Below are 16,735 nucleotides of genomic sequence, written 5' to 3' on the forward strand. Positions count from 1 at the left end.
ATCCATAAAGCGGAGACACACATGACAGCCATATTCGCAAATCGCGCCCTGCTGCCCACTGGCTGGGCAGAGAACCTGCGGCTTGAGGTCGAAAGCGGGCGGATTGCGCGCCTGACCCCGGATTCCGCGGCGTGTGATGAAGATACCCGCGTCGACATTCTGCTGCCTGCCTTGTCGAACCTGCACAGTCACGCCTTCCAGCGCGCCATGGCCGGGATGACAGAGTATCGTCTGGCCGGTCGCGACAGTTTCTGGACCTGGCGCGATTTGATGTATCGCTTTACCGGCCATCTCAGCCCCGAACAGGTTCAGGCCATCGCGGCGTTGGTTTATCTTGAGATGCAGGAGGCCGGATATGCCGCGGTCGGCGAATTCCACTATCTGCATCACCAGCCGGACGGGACACCTTATGACCGCCTTGCCGAGCTGTCGGACCGGATCATGGCCGCTGCCGCCGAGACCGGGATTGGACTGACGCATCTGCCGGTGCTCTATTCCTATGCGGGCGTCGGGGAAAAGCCGCTGGAGAGTGGCCAGCGCCGCTTTGGCAACGATGTGGACCGTTTCTGCAAATTGGTGGAGCAAGCCCGTGGCGCGCTTGGTGATCTGCCAGATGACTGCCGGGTCGGCATCGCCCCGCATTCCCTGCGTGCCACCTCGCCAGCAGATTTGGCGCAGGTTATCGCCGCGCAGGGCGCTGGCCCGATCCACATTCACATCGCCGAACAACCGAAGGAGGTGGCTGAAGTGCAGGCGGGTCTGGGTGCGCGCCCGGTTGAATGGCTGCTGGACAATGCGCCGGTCGATGCGAACTGGTGCCTGATCCACGCCACGCATATGACCGAAGCCGAGACCTGCGCCATGGCCGCCAGCGGTGCCGTTGCGGGCCTCTGTCCGGTGACCGAGGCCAATCTGGGCGATGGTCCTTTCAACGGCCCGACTTACCTAATTGCAAACGGCGCCTTTGGCGTGGGTTCGGATTCCAACGTGTTGATATCCCTGACTGAAGAGTTGCGCACACTGGAGTATTCCCAGCGTCTGCGCGATTTGTCGCGCAATGTGCTAGTCGTGGGCGAGGGCTCGGTCGGGCGGACGCTTTATTGCGGCGCGGCAGAGGGTGGCGCGCAGGCGCTTGGCCGCGATGCGGGGCAGATTGCCGAGGGCAAGCTCGCCGACCTCGTGGCTGTGGACGGCCAAAACCCAGCCTTGTGTGCCTTGCGCCCGGACCAACTTCTGGACGGGCTAGTATTTGCCGCAAAGGACCATGTGGTGACAGACCTGTGGTCTGCCGGCCGCCATCGCGTGCAAAATGGCCGCCACGTGGCGCGGGACCAGATCATCTCCGGTTACCGGGCGGCCATGGCCGGGCTTTTGTCTGGTCTCTAGGCCCGAACCTGTGCAAATCGGACAGACAGGACTATGGCATCAGGGGCCGGAGTGACGGTTAAGGCGTCATCCGGCCATTCCGCCTCTCCCGCGATCAACTGAGCGCCAACTGACGTGGCAGCCATACCCCTGGCAACAAAGACGAATCCAAACGGTGCCACATCGAAAGGTTGTGCACCTATATTAACATCCACGCTGACCGTGGTAGCCTGCGGATCGTAAATCACATTGAATGCCCGGCACGGCCCGTCCAGCAGCCGCGCATTCAGCGGCAGCGCCCCATCGAAAAATAGCGGCTTGAACGGCCGGGCCCTATAAATGTCGGTCGAGCCTTGCAAATTCAACCCGGCCCCGTCGATGATCGTGTGCACCCGCGCCAGACCCGGAAAGCGCGAGAATGGCCCGTCACGGCCGATCTCGGCAACGCTTATGCGCCAGGTGAGCTGATCTTCGATCCGCTGGACGGCCAGTTCACGGGTCACGCCACCGCCATTGGCCCAGGGGGCGGCTGCCGTCTCATCAAGCCTGATACGCATGCGGGTCAATTTCTTTGCATGTTGCCATTAATCTGGACATAATATGAATATGGGCAAAATGATATAGTGAGCAGAACTTGACCGAACAGAAAAACATAGGCTTTCAGGCGATCCGCGATGAAGTGCTGAACCGCATCCAGACGCGTGTCTGGCCGCAGGGCAGCCTGCTGCCGACCGAGCTGGAACTGGCGGCTGAGTTCGGCTGCGCCCGTGCAACGGTCAACCGGGCCCTGCGCGAACTGGCAGATCAGGGGATCGTCACCCGTAAACGCAAGGGCGGCACCCGCGTGGTCACCATGCCGGTCAAACAGGCAAAACTGCCCATCACCGTGGTTCGTCAGACCATCGAAGAGATGAATGCCGAATACCGTTATGCGCTTGTCAGCCGAAATGTCATTGCCTGCCCGGCCTGGCTGCAGGCAAAGCTGGGCCTGCCCGAGGCGGCGCAGGTCCTTCATCTGTCCTGTATGCACCACGCCGACAACCGCCCTTTCCAGTTCGAAGAGCGTTGGATCAATATCCACGCCGTGCCTCATGTCACGAACGAAGATTTCCTGACCGTTGGCCCCAACGAATGGCTGCTGGCTGAAGTACCCTTTTCAAATGCGGAAATCGCCTTTTCGGCCGTTCCCGCCACAGGCCCGTTGCAGGACTTTTTGTCCGTCCCGTCCGGAACACCGCTGTTCCAGCTGGAACGCACGACATGGTTTCAGAACGAACCCGTCACGTTCGTGCGTATGACATTCCATCAAGGCTATCAGATGCGCACAACCTATTGACTGCGGTCGCCCTCAGGCATTGTCCGGCAGTCGAAGAATACGGGTATATCCCAGTTGAAACCTGTTCAGCTTGAGACCAGCCTTCTAATGCCGATGCCTCAGGTTTCCGGAACAACACGCACAGATGCATTTCCCATCAATGAATTCATTCAAGCGCGAAACAGAACTACTTACCTGAGCAGGAATTCTCTGGCGCAAATGCGCAGCAGCCAGTTGCGGAACTGAGTGACCGCACGCGACCCGTCGGCGCGGTACGAAGTCAGCAGGTAGTAGGCATTGCCGGTCGGAAGGCTCAGATCAAAGGGCGCGACCAACTGGCCCTTGCGCCGGCTTTCCTCACCAAAGGGGCGGCGGTCCATGGCCCAGCCCAGCCCGCTTTTGGCGGCCTGCAGTGCGTTCGAGCGATTGTCCATCTCGGCGACCGGTTTCCATGAAATCTCGCTCAGACCAGCTGCTGAAAACCAACGGCTCCATTCATTCGCGTGGTGGTGGCTGCTGATCAGCGGCTCGGACTGCATCTCTTCGGGCAGTGGAATGCTGCCTCTGGCCTCCAGATAATCGGGGGCGCAAACCGGCTGGATGATCTCATCGAACAGCTTGACGCAGCGTGCCTCCTGCGGGGGTTTGTCGGCAAAGACGATCGCCATGTCGACGTCACTGCCTGAAAGGGTGATTTCCTCTGGCATGGTGATGATTTTGACGGTCACGTTCGGCGCTGCCTCGCGCAGATTGGGCAGGTTCGGGATCAGCCACATGTTGGCCAGTGACTGGTACATATGGACCGACACGGTTTGCCCGCTCTTGTCGCCGGTATATTCGGCGAAGGCGGTATCAAGCGTGTCCAGGGCTTGGCGCACGGGGCCGAACAGCGCTTTCCCTTCGTCTGTCAGTTCGACGCTCTGATGTGCTCCGCGCTTCAATAGGGTCGCGCCGACAAAGGTTTCGAGTGACCGGATCTGATGGCTCACGCCCGAGGCAGTGATATTGAGCTCGCGCGCGGCCTCGACGTTGCGCCCCAGCCGTACGACGGCTTCGAACGCGCGAATGGCGGCAAATGGCGGTATCTTGCGTGACATCTGAACATCCGGTTACGGGCCAACGTGCGGACCCTAGAACAAATGATACGCTGCTCCCAGTCCTGTCCCCTTATACGGGAGCCGTGCACAGATCGAACAGATGCCGCAGGTCTTGTGCCGCCAGTTGATCGAACTGCGCGGACAGGTCGCGGATTTCTTCGGCTCGGGATTCCCCAAGAACCGGAGCGGCGAGCATGCGGAACTTTTGGATGATCTGGTCGTCGCTGAGTGCCATGTCCGCGTCACCGAGCGGTGTGCGGGGCTCATCCACGATCCGCTGACCGTTCCTGAGGATGATTGTCACCTGCGCCCAGCGTTTGTCGGTACTGATGCGGGTCATTTCCGGATCGTCTATCAGCTTGATGGTGCGGCTTACGCGCAGGATGTCGGGGTCGCGTAGGGCTTCGGCGCTCAGTTCGTCGACGCCCACCTGACCGCGTACGAGCATCGCGGCGACGGGAAAGGCGATTGCATAGGCGAACTCATCCTGAGTTTGCGGTTCGTGACCGGCCAGCCGTGTTGCATAGTGGAAGGTGCGGATTTCGACGCTGTCCACCTGTTCGTGGGTGAAGCCGTGTTTCTGCATCATGTCGTGTACGGAATCGAGCGAGGGATGGGCCCAGCGGCAGCAGGGATAGGCCTTGTAATGCGTGTGGTCGACCAGCCGCCAGCCGATGCCCAGATCGGCCCAGAATTCCGCGCCGTCTTCGCCCTCGCAGGTCAGCGCCGGGGAACCGGTGAACCCTTCCATTGCCAGGTAAGCCGCCGTCACCCCCGAGGGCGCGCCCCAACCGACGCCATCGCGAACCATGGTGGGATGGTCGATGCAGCGCATCATCTGGCTGCGGGGGCCATGGTATTCCCCGATCCCCGCGGCCTGCCGGACCTGTTCCGCGTTACCACCCAGCAGTTTGGCTCCGGCGGCGGCGACCCCAACGGCGGTCCACGCCCCCGAGGTGTGATAATCAGCGCAGGTTGCGTGTTGCACCAACCCGGCACGGTAGGAGACTTCGTATGCGGTGGCGAGGATTGCGGCAAAGCGCCTGCCGTCGATCTGATTGCCGCTGGCCTGTGCCATTGCGATCATCGCCGGGAACACGGCTGAACCCGCATGACCTTTGCACGGGGTAGTACCGTCATGGGCGTCGATGCTGTCCACTGTGAATGCGCCGGCCATGGCGGCCCCGACAGGGCTGACCGAGCGGCCATCCATCAGAATCCTCGCCGAACCGGATGTGCCCGCCCCGAATATCATCGGTGCAACGCGGCGTGCGATGCCCGACATCTCGGTGGTCACGCCGACGGCTGCCACGCCGATCGTGTCGACAAAGGACCGGCGCAGCGTCCACAGGACGGCTTCGGGTAGATCATCGTAACGCAGATTGGCGGCGAACTGGTCGAATCTGTGTCCCATCAGCTCAGCAAGTCCACGGCGGATTTCATGCGCTTCAAACCTTCCGATATGTTGTTTTCAGACGTTGCGATTGACATGCGAAAGAACGGATCACATGAAAATCCGGGCCCGGGGACCACGACGACCCCGTGTTCCAAAAAATAGGCCGCCAGTTCGGTCGAGCTGGTCAGTATCTTACCCTCGGGCGTCCGGCGTCCAAGCAGTCCGCCGCAATCGGGCATCAAATAGAACGCGCCGCCGGGGCTCTGTGTTTGCAGCCCTTCGATTTCGGCCAGCCCGGTCAAAGCCTGATCGCGGCGCTTCTGGTAGATGGCGCACCAGTTCTTCAGGAATTCCTGCGGCCCGATCAGAGCCGCCACCGTCGCCGCCTGACTGATCGAGCACGGACCGCCATTGGTCTGGCTGAACAGGCTGCGAATACCGTTGGTCCACCATTCGGGCCCACCGGCAAACCCGATGCGCCAGCCCGTCATGGCGTAGGATTTCGACACGCCGTTCACAGTCAGTATCCGCTGCTGCAGGTCCGGCGCGACAGCAGCCAGTGTCGCGAACTCCGCGCCATCGAATATGATGTGTTCGTACAGATCGTCCGAGATTACATTGACCTGCGGATGGCGTCTGAAGACCACTGCCAGCGCCTCCAGCTCGGTGGCTGAATACACTGCTCCGGTCGGATTGGAGGGTGAGCAGATCATCATCAGCCGCGTCCGGGGCGTGATTGCCGCTTCAAGGATTTCGGGCGTCAGTTTAAAGTTGCTGTCTGCAGTGTCGACCAAAACCGGCGTTCCGCCCACGGCCTGCACCATACCCAAGTGCGAGGCCCAGAGTGGTACAGGCAGGACCATCTCGTCCCCTGGGTTCAGGACTGCCTGAATGGCGGTTGCCAGCAATGGCTTCGCGCCTGAACAGACGATGATTTCTTGTGCCGAGAAGGTCAGGTTGTTGTCCCGGCGGAACTTTTCGATCACGGCCGCCTTGACGGCTCCGTTTCCGTCGGTCGGAGTGTACCGTGTGTCGCCCGCCCGAATGGCGGCAATCCCGGCCTCGCAAATATGGGCGGGTGTGTCGAAATCCGGTTCGCCCACGGAAAAGTCGATCAGATCGGCCCCGGCCTGCCGCATTTCGAAGGCTTTGTTGAAGACACCGATGATCGGTGATGCGGGCAGCGCGTCGACCAGTCGGGACAGCATCATGATGCCTCCGCCAGATCGGTCAGGGTCAGATTGGGGCCAAGACTGTCGGGGCCAACAAGAATATGGATGACGGCGGCTTTTCCGGATGCCATTGCGCGTTCCAGCGCGGGTGCGAAATCGGCGGTCGTCTCAACCCGCTCGCCATGTGCGCCATAGCCTTGCGCGACGACCGCGAAATCGGGGTTTGTCAGTGAAGTGCCCGAAATACGCCCGGGATGCTTTCGCTCCTGATTGGTGCGAATGGTGCCGTACATGCCGTTGTCAACGATGATGAATATAGGATCGAGCCCATATTGAATTGCCGTCGCCAACTCTTGCCCGTTCATCAGAAAATCACCATCCCCGGCGACGTAGACGGCCGGTGCATAGGGGCGCGCCACCTTGGCGGCGACCGCCGCCGGAACGCCCATTCCCATCGCGCCGGAAATCGGGGCCAGAGCGCCCAGAAACTGACGGTAGTCGAAATGGATGTTGGGCCAGTCGGCCGCGTTGCCCGCACCGGTGGTCATCGTAGTTTCCCGAGGCAAAGTGGAGTTCAGCACGCACATCACTTCGGCCATGTCGACCGGGCCGCGTTGGACAGGCAGGGCCCGCATCGCCTGGTAATCGGCACGCGCGCGGGCAGGCGAGTGGCGTTTTGCGACCGGCAGCAAGGCCAGGGATTTTGCAGCTTCGTTCGGGTCGGCCAGAATGGGCAGGTCGGCCTGATAGAGCCGTCCCAGATCCTCGGGGCCCGGCAGGATGTGCACAAGCTTGCAATCCGGTTGGGGCGATTGGATGAGGCTGAATTTCAGTGTGGTCCCGTCATTCAGGCGCGCGCTCAGTGCGATCACCAGATCAGCAGATGTCGCGTATTCATTTGGCATCGGATTGCCGCCAAAACCCAGATTCCCGATAAAATTGGGGTGGTCATGCGGAAACAGACCCTGGCGGCGGAACCCTACGGCAACCGGAAGCCCGTGGTCTTCGACAAAGCGGATCGCGGCTGCATGCCCCTCTTCGGTCCAGCAGGTGCCGCCTAACAGCAGCAGCGGGCGCTCGGCTTCGGCCAGAAGCGCGGACACCTGTTCCAGATCGGCCGGTGTGGGTGCGGGAGGGGTCAGTTTGACCTTTGGCAGATCTGCGGCGTCGGTCAGTTCGGCCAGCATATCCTCGGGCAGGGCCAGCGCCACCGGGCCGGGCCGTCCCGAAAGGGCGGTGCGAAAGGCGCGGTTCACATATTCCGGGATGCGGGCGGGATCGTCGATTTCGGCCACCCATTTCACCATATGGCCCAGAAACCGACGGTAATCGACCTCCTGAAACGCCTCCTTGTCGCGATGAGTGCGCGGGATCTGACCGATCAGCAGGATCAGCGGAGTCGAGCCCTGTTGCGCAGTATGCACCCCGATGGAGGCATTGGTCACCCCGGGGCCCCGTGTCACGAAACAGACCCCGGGCTTGCCTGTGGCGTCCGAATACGCCGCCGCCATGAAGGCCGCGCCGCCCTCTTGCCGTGTCGTGTAGTACTTTAGTGTGTTCGAGCAATCATGCAGCGCATCCAGGGCCGCTAGGTAACTTTCACCGGGGACACCGAAAATGGCCTCAACACCGTTGACCCGCAGCATGTCGATCAAAACCTGTCCGCCTGTCCGCATCACATTGCCTCCTGTTTCAGAGTCCATGTTTTTCAGTCGGAAGCAAAGATCGAAACTGAATTCTTCACGCCGGGATTGAGGTAAATTCATCCCGAAGGGGCGCCCGGAAAAACATCCAGGCCGTGCGACGTGCAAACGGGCGGCGCATGCCTACTTCGGGCCATGTCACGGGTGCAATTGTGTCGACCTTAGCCTTTAGAATCCCATTTACACATCAACGCGTTGATCCTCGACATCGAAGAAATGCAGGAATTCTGGTGCAAGGTGCAACCCAACCGTTGCGCCAGGCTGCAATTCGGTATCACCGGTGATGCGGACTGTAACTTTGTCTTCGCCACCACAATCGAGGATCAGGAATGTGTCTGCGCCAAGATACTCAATAACCTCGATAACGCCATCACACTGACCTGCACCTTGTGCTACGACCTTAATATGTTCGGGGCGGATGCCCAACCGTGTCGCGGCTACAGCCCGATCATAGGTTCCACTGCCACCCCCCGAAAGGCGGTAAGAACCATTGTCGGTCGTGCACGGCAGGATGTTCATTTTCGGGCTGCCGATGAATTGGGCTACGAACAGGTTCGCTGGATGCTCATATAATTCGCGCGGAGTGCCGACCTGGGCGATATGACCGTATTCCAGCACGACGATCCGGTCTGCCAGCGTCATCGCCTCGACCTGATCGTGCGTGACGTAGATCATGGTACGTTTCAGGTTCTGGTGCAGTTTGGCGATCTCGTAGCGCATTTCGACGCGCAACGCGGCGTCGAGGTTCGAAAGAGGTTCGTCAAACAGGAATGCGGTGGGGTCACGCACGATTGAGCGGCCGATAGCGACACGCTGGCGCTGACCACCTGAAAGGTCCTTAGGCCTGCGTTCCAGAAATGGCGTCAGTTTCAGCACCTCCGCAGCCTTGCTGACCTGGGCGTCGATGTCTGTTTTTGGGGCACCGGCAACCTTCAGCGAAAACCCCATATTCTCGGCCACGGTCAGATGGGGGTAAAGGGCGTAGGATTGAAACACCATGGTTAGACCGCGTTTCGAAGGCGGGTGATCGGTGACGTCGTTGTCGTTGATCAGAATTGCGCCGCGCGAAGTATCTTCAAGGCCGCCGATCATACGCAACAGGGTGGATTTACCGCAGCCCGATGGGCCTACGAACACGATGAACTCACCTTCGTCTATGTCAAGGTCAATGCCCTTGATGACCTGAACGTTACCAAACCACTTTTCGACCGCGTTGAGCTTGATGCTGCCCATCAGTTCCTCCCTGCCCAGATCAGCCAAACGGCGGCTGTCCATGTAAACGAATTCCCGCCCGCGGGACTGCCGGTATTGGGATCGAAGTATTCAGCAAACCCGAAATTGGAAATCAACGCGGCGGTTTTGGCGCGCAGGTCTTCCGCCTCGGCCTCATGGCCCATTTCGGCAAGGCCAATGCCGATCATCATGTTCATGATCGCCCAGGTTGGTCCGCGCCAGTATCGGCGGGGATCGAATTTCGGGCTTTCCGTGTCGTGGCTGGGAATGGGGTGCGGGACCGTTTTCTGAACTTTTCTGAGCCTTTCCAGCATTTCGGGTGACTCGATGCCGGCAAACCAGCACATGAAGGAAGCGTTCGAGATACTGTTAGCCCAGTCGCCGCTATGGGCATCGCGCGAGTCAAAAGACCCCAGATCGGTATTCCACAGCGACCGCGCGCCCTCCTCCAGCCGGGCGATGTCGTTGCTCAAGCCGTCGGTTTCCAGACCGAGTTCGGTGCCTACGGCCAACAGATCGCGGGCCGCGCGTAAGGTGGTGAAGGTCATTGTCGGGTCCGCCACGCGGAACGGGTTCTTGCTGAGCAAGGTCTTCTGATCCCATCCGGCCTCGCGTCCGATCTGAACCAGCTTGATGTACCGGTCATAGTCGAACTTGGTGGGCCGGTCGTCGCTGTTGACGTGGCTTGTGTCCCGGCGGACATATTCGCCCACGTCCGAGGCATCCATACGTGCCATCGCCTTGTCCCAGTCCGGGGCGTTGTCGCGGCCCGCCTCCCAGGGGTGGGTGGTGCAGACAGCCCCCAGATCGTCCAGCCGCCATTTCATGATCCAACGGTGCCAGGCCAGCATGGCAGGGAACAGCGCGCGAATACGAGCTTCGCCCAGTGTCCGGTCCTTGTCCCAGATAAGGCGTGCCATGGTGGCCGCAATGGGTGGCTGGATGATGCCCGACGACGGGATCGGGCCGTTGCACCCCCAGACATCCGGACCGGGGAAATACCCAGGATCGGGTTTGTGAAACAGGATATGCGGGACCATCCCGTCAGCCCATTGTCCCGAGAACAGCGTCTCAAGCTCAATCCAGGCGCGATCTATGTCAAATTCGGCAAACCCAAGCGCGGCGATCGCGCTGTCCCAGTTCCATTGATACGGATACAGCCCTTCGGTCGGGATGGTGTAGCCTCCCCGGTCATTGGCGATCAGGATATTGCGCGCCTCGCGGTCGGGGTTCGTATGTTGGTTCATCTGTGTCATCCTTTGACGGACCCCGCAGTCAGGCCCTTGGTCATGAAACGTTCAAGCCCCAGGAACAGCGCCATGATCGGGACAGTGGCGATGACGGCACCGGCCATCAGGTGCTGACGGGGAATTTCTGAGGAATTCAGCATCGTGACCCCTCGGGTCAGGGTGAATTTTGACGGATCGTCCAGCAGCATGAAGGCCAGCAGGAACTCGTTCCAGGCGATCATGAAGACGTAAAGCGAGACCGACGCCAGAGCCGGCAGGCTGAGCGGAAGGGTGATCTTCCAGATCACCGACAGGCGTGACAACCCATCCATCAAACCGGCTTCCTCGACCTCGGTCGGCAAGCCGCGAAAATAGCCTTGCAGCATGTAGAGCGCGACCGGGATCGTCGTCACCGGATAGATCATGACAATGCCAAGGATCGAATTGCGCAAGCCGGTCAGAGAGAATGCGATATAGATCGGCAGCGCCAGTACGATCATCGGGACCATGTAGATCAACAGGATCGAGCGTGAGAACGCCTTTTGCCCCTTGAACCGGAACCGCGCAACAGCGTAGGCCCCGGGGACGCTGAAGGCCAGCGTAATGAATACCGTGAGGACCGAGACGTAGAAGGACGTCCACAAATAGGTGCCGAAATTGAAGTCACGGAACAGCTCGGTATAACTGCGGAAAAGCGCGGTGCCCTGGCTCAGGTCGATCGAGAAATCCAGCGGATTTTGCAGCAACGCCTGCTGGGATTTAAGGCTGGTCATCACCATGACGTAAAACGGGATGACCACGATTGCCGTGAAGAAAATATACCCGAAGCCGGTGCAGAACCGGATTACCGCATCCTCGAATTCGTGCCGGGTCAGCTCTCCGAACGGGGTTTCCCTGAGAATTGCAGCCAACGAGACGTGAATTACGGCGGCCATTGCCAGAACAGTAACCAGGACTGCCTGCACCGACGTGTCCGGGCCGATCAGAACGGGGCCAAACCCGGTCAGGCCGGACAGGCCCAGCATGGCCGATATGCCCAGGCGGACCGGTGCATGGTGCGCCGGGAACCGGATGTAGATCCATCCTGCCAGCGCACCCCAGATCAGGCAGAGCAGTATCTGGGGACGAAATGCCGCCCCGGTGGAAAACGACATGGTGACGGCAACGGTTGTCGCGATGACAACCAGCCAAAGCGCGCCCAAAAATGGGCCGGTTATATACCCTTTGCGCATCACAGACCCTCCTCACGGCTAATGAAGCGGAAGAAGACAAAGCTGAAGGCAATCAGGCACACCAGGATCACCACCGCCACCGCCGCACCGGCGCCGATGTTTGATATTGCAAAAGCCTGTTCATAGACATTCACGGTCAGCGTGCGAGTGCCTGCATTGCCGCCGGTCAGCAGGAAGATGTCATCGAACTTGTTGAACGTCCAAATGAAGCGCAGCAGGAACAGCACTGACAGGATACCCAGCAATTGCGGGATGCTCAGCAACCAGAATTTCTGGAATGGCGAAGCCCCGTCCATATCCGCCGCTTCATACATGCTGGAGTCGATAGATTGCATCCTGGCGAGGATGAACAGGAAGGACAGAGGGAAATAGCGCCAGATCTCAAACACTGTGACCATGATCAGGGCCAATGGGCGTTCACCGAAGAAGTTGATGGGGTCGCTGGTCAGTCCCATCTGCACCAGCAACGCGTTGGCGGAACCTGAGAATGGGTCGAACAGCGTGACCCATGTGAAGGCGACCGCAATCACCGGGGCAACGTAAGGGAACAGGTAGAGGCCTCGGATGATGCCCTGCCCCCTGAAGCTTTTGTTCAGCAGCAGGGCCGCAAAGAGGCCCATGACCAGCGCACCGATTGTGCCGAATACAGTATAGAACAGAGTGACCCAAAGAACGCCCCAGAATTCTTTCCCGTCAAAGACGCGGGCAAAGTTTTCGAGGCTGAATTCAAGGCTGGTCAGTACATTCGGCCCGCTGCCGGTGACTTTCGGCTCTGATCCCTCGACCGCATCCTCGACCGCATCCGGGTCGCCCTCGAATGTGACCGGGATGCGGATACGCTCACGCTGTCCACCCTGCAAAGTGCCGAAATCGCAATACAAATCCTGCCCGTCCAGTGCACATGGCGCAACGACTTCTCCGGCGGTCACCCCGTCCGGAAGAACATCGGCCAGGGTCACGCCTTCGATTGCGATCTCCTGGCTGGAGTTGCGCAAGCGGTATTCGATCCGCAGATCGTCGCCCGATCCGCGCAGACTTTCACGGACAACCGGCGCGGGTGGGCGCAGGTCGGACAGGGAAAATGGCTTGAAGCTGATCCAGATGATTGCCAGCAACGGCAGGATCACGACAAGCGACACACTGATCACGGTCGGAGCCAGCAGAGCCCAGGCCATACGCGCCTCGCGTTTGGCAAGTGCCCCGGTTCCGGTCGGTGGGGTTACCGAAGAAGACATGGAAGACCTCGGAGAGGGTTGGGTGCAGCGGCGCGCACGCCGCTGCGGTTTCCGATTGAGAGACGGTTCTACTGAACTTTGGCCAATTCGTCGTTCATGGCCGCTACGGCCTGGGCAGCGTCGATTTCATCGTCGATATACTGACGAACGACACGGTTGATGGCCTGCGAGTTGATCATTTTTGATGCCAGGGACAACTGCCCCTCGGTCACGCCCCAGCGTTGTGCGACGTCAAGACCACCGACGATTTCGTCGATCATCGCCTGATCATAAAGCTCACCCAAGGGTGCCTTGCGATCCACCCCGACCGGCAATTCGGCCCAGGCTTCTGCAAAGGCCGTCGGATTTTCGGCATTGCCTCGGCGGACCGGGAACTTGCCCTCGGGCGCGATTGCCAGCGTCTGAGTATAGCCGTCATCCATGGCGTATTTCACGAATTCCATGGCCGCATCGGTGTCCGCGTCGCTGGTGATGCCGAAATACCGTACGTCACCCCAGGCCGCGCCGTCAGGATTGGAAGGGCCGGACAATTTGGTCACGATACCTGTCTTGCCCGCCAGATCACGCGAGGTCGGGTCGTCGTTGATGGTCGGCGGAGCGCTATCGCGCAGACCGGCCAGCTCGTCCAGAATGAAAGGCGACCAGATGATCATTGCCGCTTTGCCGTCAAAATACAGCTCGCGCGATTGCTTCCAGTACAACTCTCCCGGAGGTGAGGCTTTGGAAATCGCCTTGTAGAAATCCAGAACTTCGGTGGTTTTGGCTTCGTCCAGTGGTTGGAAGCCATCCGGACCAACCGGGCTGACGCCATTGGCGAGGAAAACATGCTCCAGAACCTGGCTCATGAAGTTCTCATCAACTTTGGTGGCGGACACGAACCCGTACATCTCGGGCGGATTGTGCAGTTTTTCCAATGCCGCCTGAATATCGGCAAAGGAATCCGGGGCTTCGAGACCGTTTTCTTCGAACAGGTCCTTGCGATAGACGACCATCTGGGTCCAGCCGTCTACAGGCACCGATGCGGTTTCATCGTTGAACGCGGCCATCGCGATCGCTCCGGGTGCGAATGTATCAGCGCCCAGTTCTTCGATCACTTCGGAAGCGGCTTCTGTGTCCAGAATGCCTGCTTCTGCCCATGGCAGGGCATATTGCAGGGTGTGATAAATTACGTCCGGCAGGTCGCCTGCTGCAAAAGCCGCGGTTGCGCGCGTGCCCAGATCGCTTTCCGTCACCGGGATCACCTCGACGGTGGTGCCTGTATCGGCTTTGAACTGATCAGCCATTTCCTGCTGTTTTGCCAGGCGTTCGGGCTGTTCTTCCGTGGTCCAGAAGCGAATGGTATCGGCTTGCGCTGACAGCGCTGACAAGGTCAGTGCAAGGGATGTGCCAAGCAAAAGCCTGGCCGTACGGGTTGCGATGCGAATAGTCATTTGGTTCCTCCCCGGATTATTCGACATGTATGGAAATCTTTTGCGCCAGTTCTTCTGGAGAACAGGTGGGCGGCCCGTCTGAAGCGCGCTCAACCAACGTGGCCTCACCCAACTCGCGCAGCGTATCTGCGATTTCGCCCCTGATCTGACGGATCAGCAGTGTCACAAGCCTGTGCCCGGCCTGGCCGGAATCCACGTTAAAGGTGGTCAATGCCGGGTGGGCGTGCTGGCTTTCGGGAATACCGTCATATGCAATGACCGAGACATCCCGACCAACCTGCAAGTTCAGATCAGCGGCCACGGTATAAAAGCCCAATGCAGCAAGATCAGTGGCAAAAACGATCGCTGTGGGCGGGCGGTTCAGCCGCATCAGTGCGCGGCCCTGCACGGCCCCTTCCTCTCGGGTTCGGGCTCCGTCGCGCACAAGTTCAGGATCATAGGGCAGACCTGCGATGCCCAGCCCCTCGACAAACCCGTCCCGACGCAGGTGACTGTAGTTGAATTTGAGATCGCTGCCGACATAGCCGATCCGCGTATGGCCGTGCCCAGCCAGCCTCAGGACTGCGTTGCGCATTGCGCTTTCGCCGGAAATGTCGAACCAGGATGTACCTTCGGGCGGGTTCGAGCGTCCGTAACCGGTTCGTCCATACAGAATATGCGGCACGCCAAGATGGCGCAGAAGACGAACACGAGAATCATTCACGGCGGTCCGAGGCAGGATGAAACCGTCGGCCTTGCGCTCCTCGACCAAACGGCTCAGGACTTTCAACGTGTCCTGCTCGGATTTGGCGGTCGAGATTGTCATGGTCCAGTCAAAACCGCTGGCGGCCTCGCACGCACCGGCAAGAAATTCCTGAAGGAACGGATTGTGCCCGTCCGGCTCTTCACTGTTGAGAACCATGGCGATGGCGCGAACACGTCCGGTTCGGATTGCCTGTGCATGGCTCAACGGACGATAACCGAGCTTTCGCGCGGCGTTTTCCACCCTTTTTCGCGTTGTTTCGGCGATATCGGAATAGCCGTTCAGTGCGCGGGAAACGGTGCTTTTTGACAGCCCCAGATGTTCGGCCAGTTCGTCGATTTTGACGCGACCCGCCGCCGGGGGCGTCGCCCCGTTGTTTCTTGCCTTGGAAGTGGACGGATTCGCGTTCATATGCTCAGGTTCAGTGCCGAAACCGGTTTCGGCAACAGTTTTGTGTGTGTTTTTTTGGATCGAGCCAAACCCGGATCCGCCGACTACTGATCCAAGTGCCAACATGGGTGGTGAATTGCTGGCAATACCGACGCTCAGGAAACGCAAAGCCTTCCCCAGCGCAAATCCGGCCAGATCACATACGAAACCGTCGGGGCGATGTCCGTGGCGGTGGTCGCAAGTGGCTGATCAAGCCCGTAGGGCGATCTTATCCGTTGTGCGATGCAAGACCCAACGAGCTCGCGGCAGCACGAAGCTCTGATGCGGCCTGGGCTGGCAGCCCATCCCCCTCGCTTTCGTCGAAAACCGCGTAGGCGGCATATGCGAACCGGGGGGCCGCCTTGACCAGCTTAAGCCACCCGCCTTCAAGTTCCGGTTCGATCACGCGTTTCGGAAAATAACCAGCGGCGGGAATTGAGCGTAGGTATTGAAGGCCGAGTGTTCCGATCCCCAGTTGAAGACGTGGCGTATCAAGCTCGGGAAAGTTCAGCAAATGGTCGGCTCGGAATTCCGGGCCCCAATCTATCAGGATGTAGGCGTTGCCGAGATTGGCTGGCAGGGCATCCGGGCCGCTGGTGACCAGTACAAACTCATCTTCGAAAAGTTGCACCGCAGATAGCCCTGACACGCTTCGCGGCTCGTACATTATTGCAAGGTCCAGGCCGCCCTCTTCAATTTCACGGGTCAGGGTTGCGGAAGACGCGGCTGATGCTTTGATGGCGACATCGGGCATTAATGTCATCAACTTGGGCAGGGCGTCGGTCAAATAGCCGTCCCACAAGCTCGGCGCCGCACCGATCGCCAGAGCGGCTGTCATCGCCGCCGGAAGGCTTGCGTCCAGCTTTGCCTGTGTCCAGGTACGCACCAGAACCTGAGCGTGTTTGAGGAAATGCCGCCCCGCGGGCGTCAGGGTCGCGCCGGATTTGCCACGTTCAAAAACGGATTGGCCTAGCTGCTGCTCAAGCGTCCGAATCCTCATGCTCACGGTCGATTGTGTGACATGCACCTTGTTTGCGGCATCGAAAAAGGTGCCCGTCTCAACGACCGCCAGGAACGTGCGGGCAAGTTCAATATCCATGAGCCACCTATTTGATTGCTCGATATTATCCGTGATAAAAATTCGTTTTTCAATAAAA

General features: G+C 59.6%; 14 protein-coding genes. 2 read left to right on the forward strand and 12 right to left on the reverse strand.

The window, feature by feature from the left end; translation table 11 throughout:
• Nucleotides 1-21 precede the first annotated feature (21 nt).
• Nucleotides 22-1,386: a formimidoylglutamate deiminase gene (locus ACR0J2_RS15935; RefSeq protein WP_480813174.1), complete on the forward strand. Its 1,365-nt coding sequence runs from the start codon at nucleotides 22-24 to the stop codon at nucleotides 1,384-1,386.
• Here ACR0J2_RS15935 and ACR0J2_RS15940 read toward each other — a convergent pair.
• On the reverse strand, nucleotides 1,383-1,922 hold the full coding sequence (locus tag ACR0J2_RS15940) for a HutD/Ves family protein (protein WP_480813175.1): 540 nt from the start codon (nucleotides 1,920-1,922) through the stop codon (nucleotides 1,383-1,385). The two genes, ACR0J2_RS15935 and ACR0J2_RS15940, sit on opposite strands and share 4 nt — an antisense overlap.
• 77 nt (nucleotides 1,923-1,999) lie before the next feature.
• Between ACR0J2_RS15940 and ACR0J2_RS15945 the strand changes: the two genes are divergently transcribed.
• Nucleotides 2,000-2,701, forward strand: coding sequence for a GntR family transcriptional regulator (locus ACR0J2_RS15945; protein ID WP_480813176.1), 702 nt, complete (start codon nucleotides 2,000-2,002; stop codon nucleotides 2,699-2,701).
• A gap of 170 nt (nucleotides 2,702-2,871) precedes the next feature.
• Here the strand turns inward: ACR0J2_RS15945 and ACR0J2_RS15950 are convergent, their stop codons facing one another.
• From ACR0J2_RS15950 to ACR0J2_RS16000, 11 genes are all read right to left on the reverse strand, one after another.
• A complete protein-coding gene (locus tag ACR0J2_RS15950) occupies nucleotides 2,872-3,777 on the reverse strand; it encodes a LysR substrate-binding domain-containing protein (protein ID WP_480813177.1) in 906 nt (301 codons plus the stop codon).
• A 70-nt stretch (nucleotides 3,778-3,847) separates the two neighbouring features.
• Nucleotides 3,848-5,191 carry an MmgE/PrpD family protein gene (locus ACR0J2_RS15955; RefSeq protein WP_480813178.1) on the reverse strand — a complete coding sequence of 448 codons (1,344 nt, stop codon included), beginning with the start codon at nucleotides 5,189-5,191 and terminating at the stop codon, nucleotides 3,848-3,850.
• Nucleotides 5,191-6,384: a pyridoxal phosphate-dependent aminotransferase gene (locus tag ACR0J2_RS15960; RefSeq protein ID WP_480813179.1), complete on the reverse strand. Its 1,194-nt coding sequence runs from the start codon at nucleotides 6,382-6,384 to the stop codon at nucleotides 5,191-5,193. Before ACR0J2_RS15960 ends, ACR0J2_RS15955 begins: the two co-directional genes overlap by 1 nt.
• Nucleotides 6,381-8,021 carry a thiamine pyrophosphate-dependent enzyme gene (locus ACR0J2_RS15965; protein WP_480813180.1) on the reverse strand — a complete coding sequence of 547 codons (1,641 nt, stop codon included), beginning with the start codon at nucleotides 8,019-8,021 and terminating at the stop codon, nucleotides 6,381-6,383. The genes ACR0J2_RS15960 and ACR0J2_RS15965 overlap by 4 nt, the downstream gene beginning before the upstream one ends.
• Before the next feature lie 207 nt (nucleotides 8,022-8,228).
• Nucleotides 8,229-9,281 carry a sn-glycerol-3-phosphate ABC transporter ATP-binding protein UgpC gene (locus ACR0J2_RS15970; RefSeq protein WP_170679222.1) on the reverse strand — a complete coding sequence of 351 codons (1,053 nt, stop codon included), beginning with the start codon at nucleotides 9,279-9,281 and terminating at the stop codon, nucleotides 8,229-8,231.
• A complete protein-coding gene (locus tag ACR0J2_RS15975) occupies nucleotides 9,281-10,528 on the reverse strand; it encodes an MGH1-like glycoside hydrolase domain-containing protein (RefSeq protein WP_480813181.1) in 1,248 nt (415 codons plus the stop codon). Before ACR0J2_RS15975 ends, ACR0J2_RS15970 begins: the two co-directional genes overlap by 1 nt.
• A gap of 5 nt (nucleotides 10,529-10,533) precedes the next feature.
• On the reverse strand, nucleotides 10,534-11,742 hold the full coding sequence (locus ACR0J2_RS15980; RefSeq protein WP_480813182.1) for a carbohydrate ABC transporter permease: 1,209 nt from the start codon (nucleotides 11,740-11,742) through the stop codon (nucleotides 10,534-10,536).
• Nucleotides 11,742-12,977 carry a carbohydrate ABC transporter permease gene (locus ACR0J2_RS15985; protein ID WP_480813183.1) on the reverse strand — a complete coding sequence of 412 codons (1,236 nt, stop codon included), beginning with the start codon at nucleotides 12,975-12,977 and terminating at the stop codon, nucleotides 11,742-11,744. Before ACR0J2_RS15985 ends, ACR0J2_RS15980 begins: the two co-directional genes overlap by 1 nt.
• Nucleotides 12,978-13,045: 68 nt before the next feature.
• Nucleotides 13,046-14,407 (reverse strand): extracellular solute-binding protein, encoded by a 1,362-nt coding sequence (locus ACR0J2_RS15990; protein WP_170808046.1) that lies wholly within the window; start codon nucleotides 14,405-14,407, stop codon nucleotides 13,046-13,048.
• Nucleotides 14,408-14,423: 16 nt separating this feature from the next.
• Nucleotides 14,424-15,560, reverse strand: a complete 1,137-nt coding sequence (locus ACR0J2_RS15995; RefSeq protein ID WP_480813184.1) for a LacI family DNA-binding transcriptional regulator — start codon at nucleotides 15,558-15,560, stop codon at nucleotides 14,424-14,426.
• Nucleotides 15,561-15,807: 247 nt separating this feature from the next.
• Nucleotides 15,808-16,677, reverse strand: coding sequence for a LysR family transcriptional regulator (locus ACR0J2_RS16000; protein ID WP_170678760.1), 870 nt, complete (start codon nucleotides 16,675-16,677; stop codon nucleotides 15,808-15,810).
• Nucleotides 16,678-16,735 lie beyond the last annotated feature (58 nt).

It is taken from the genome of Ruegeria sp. CG4 (assembly GCF_056537185.1).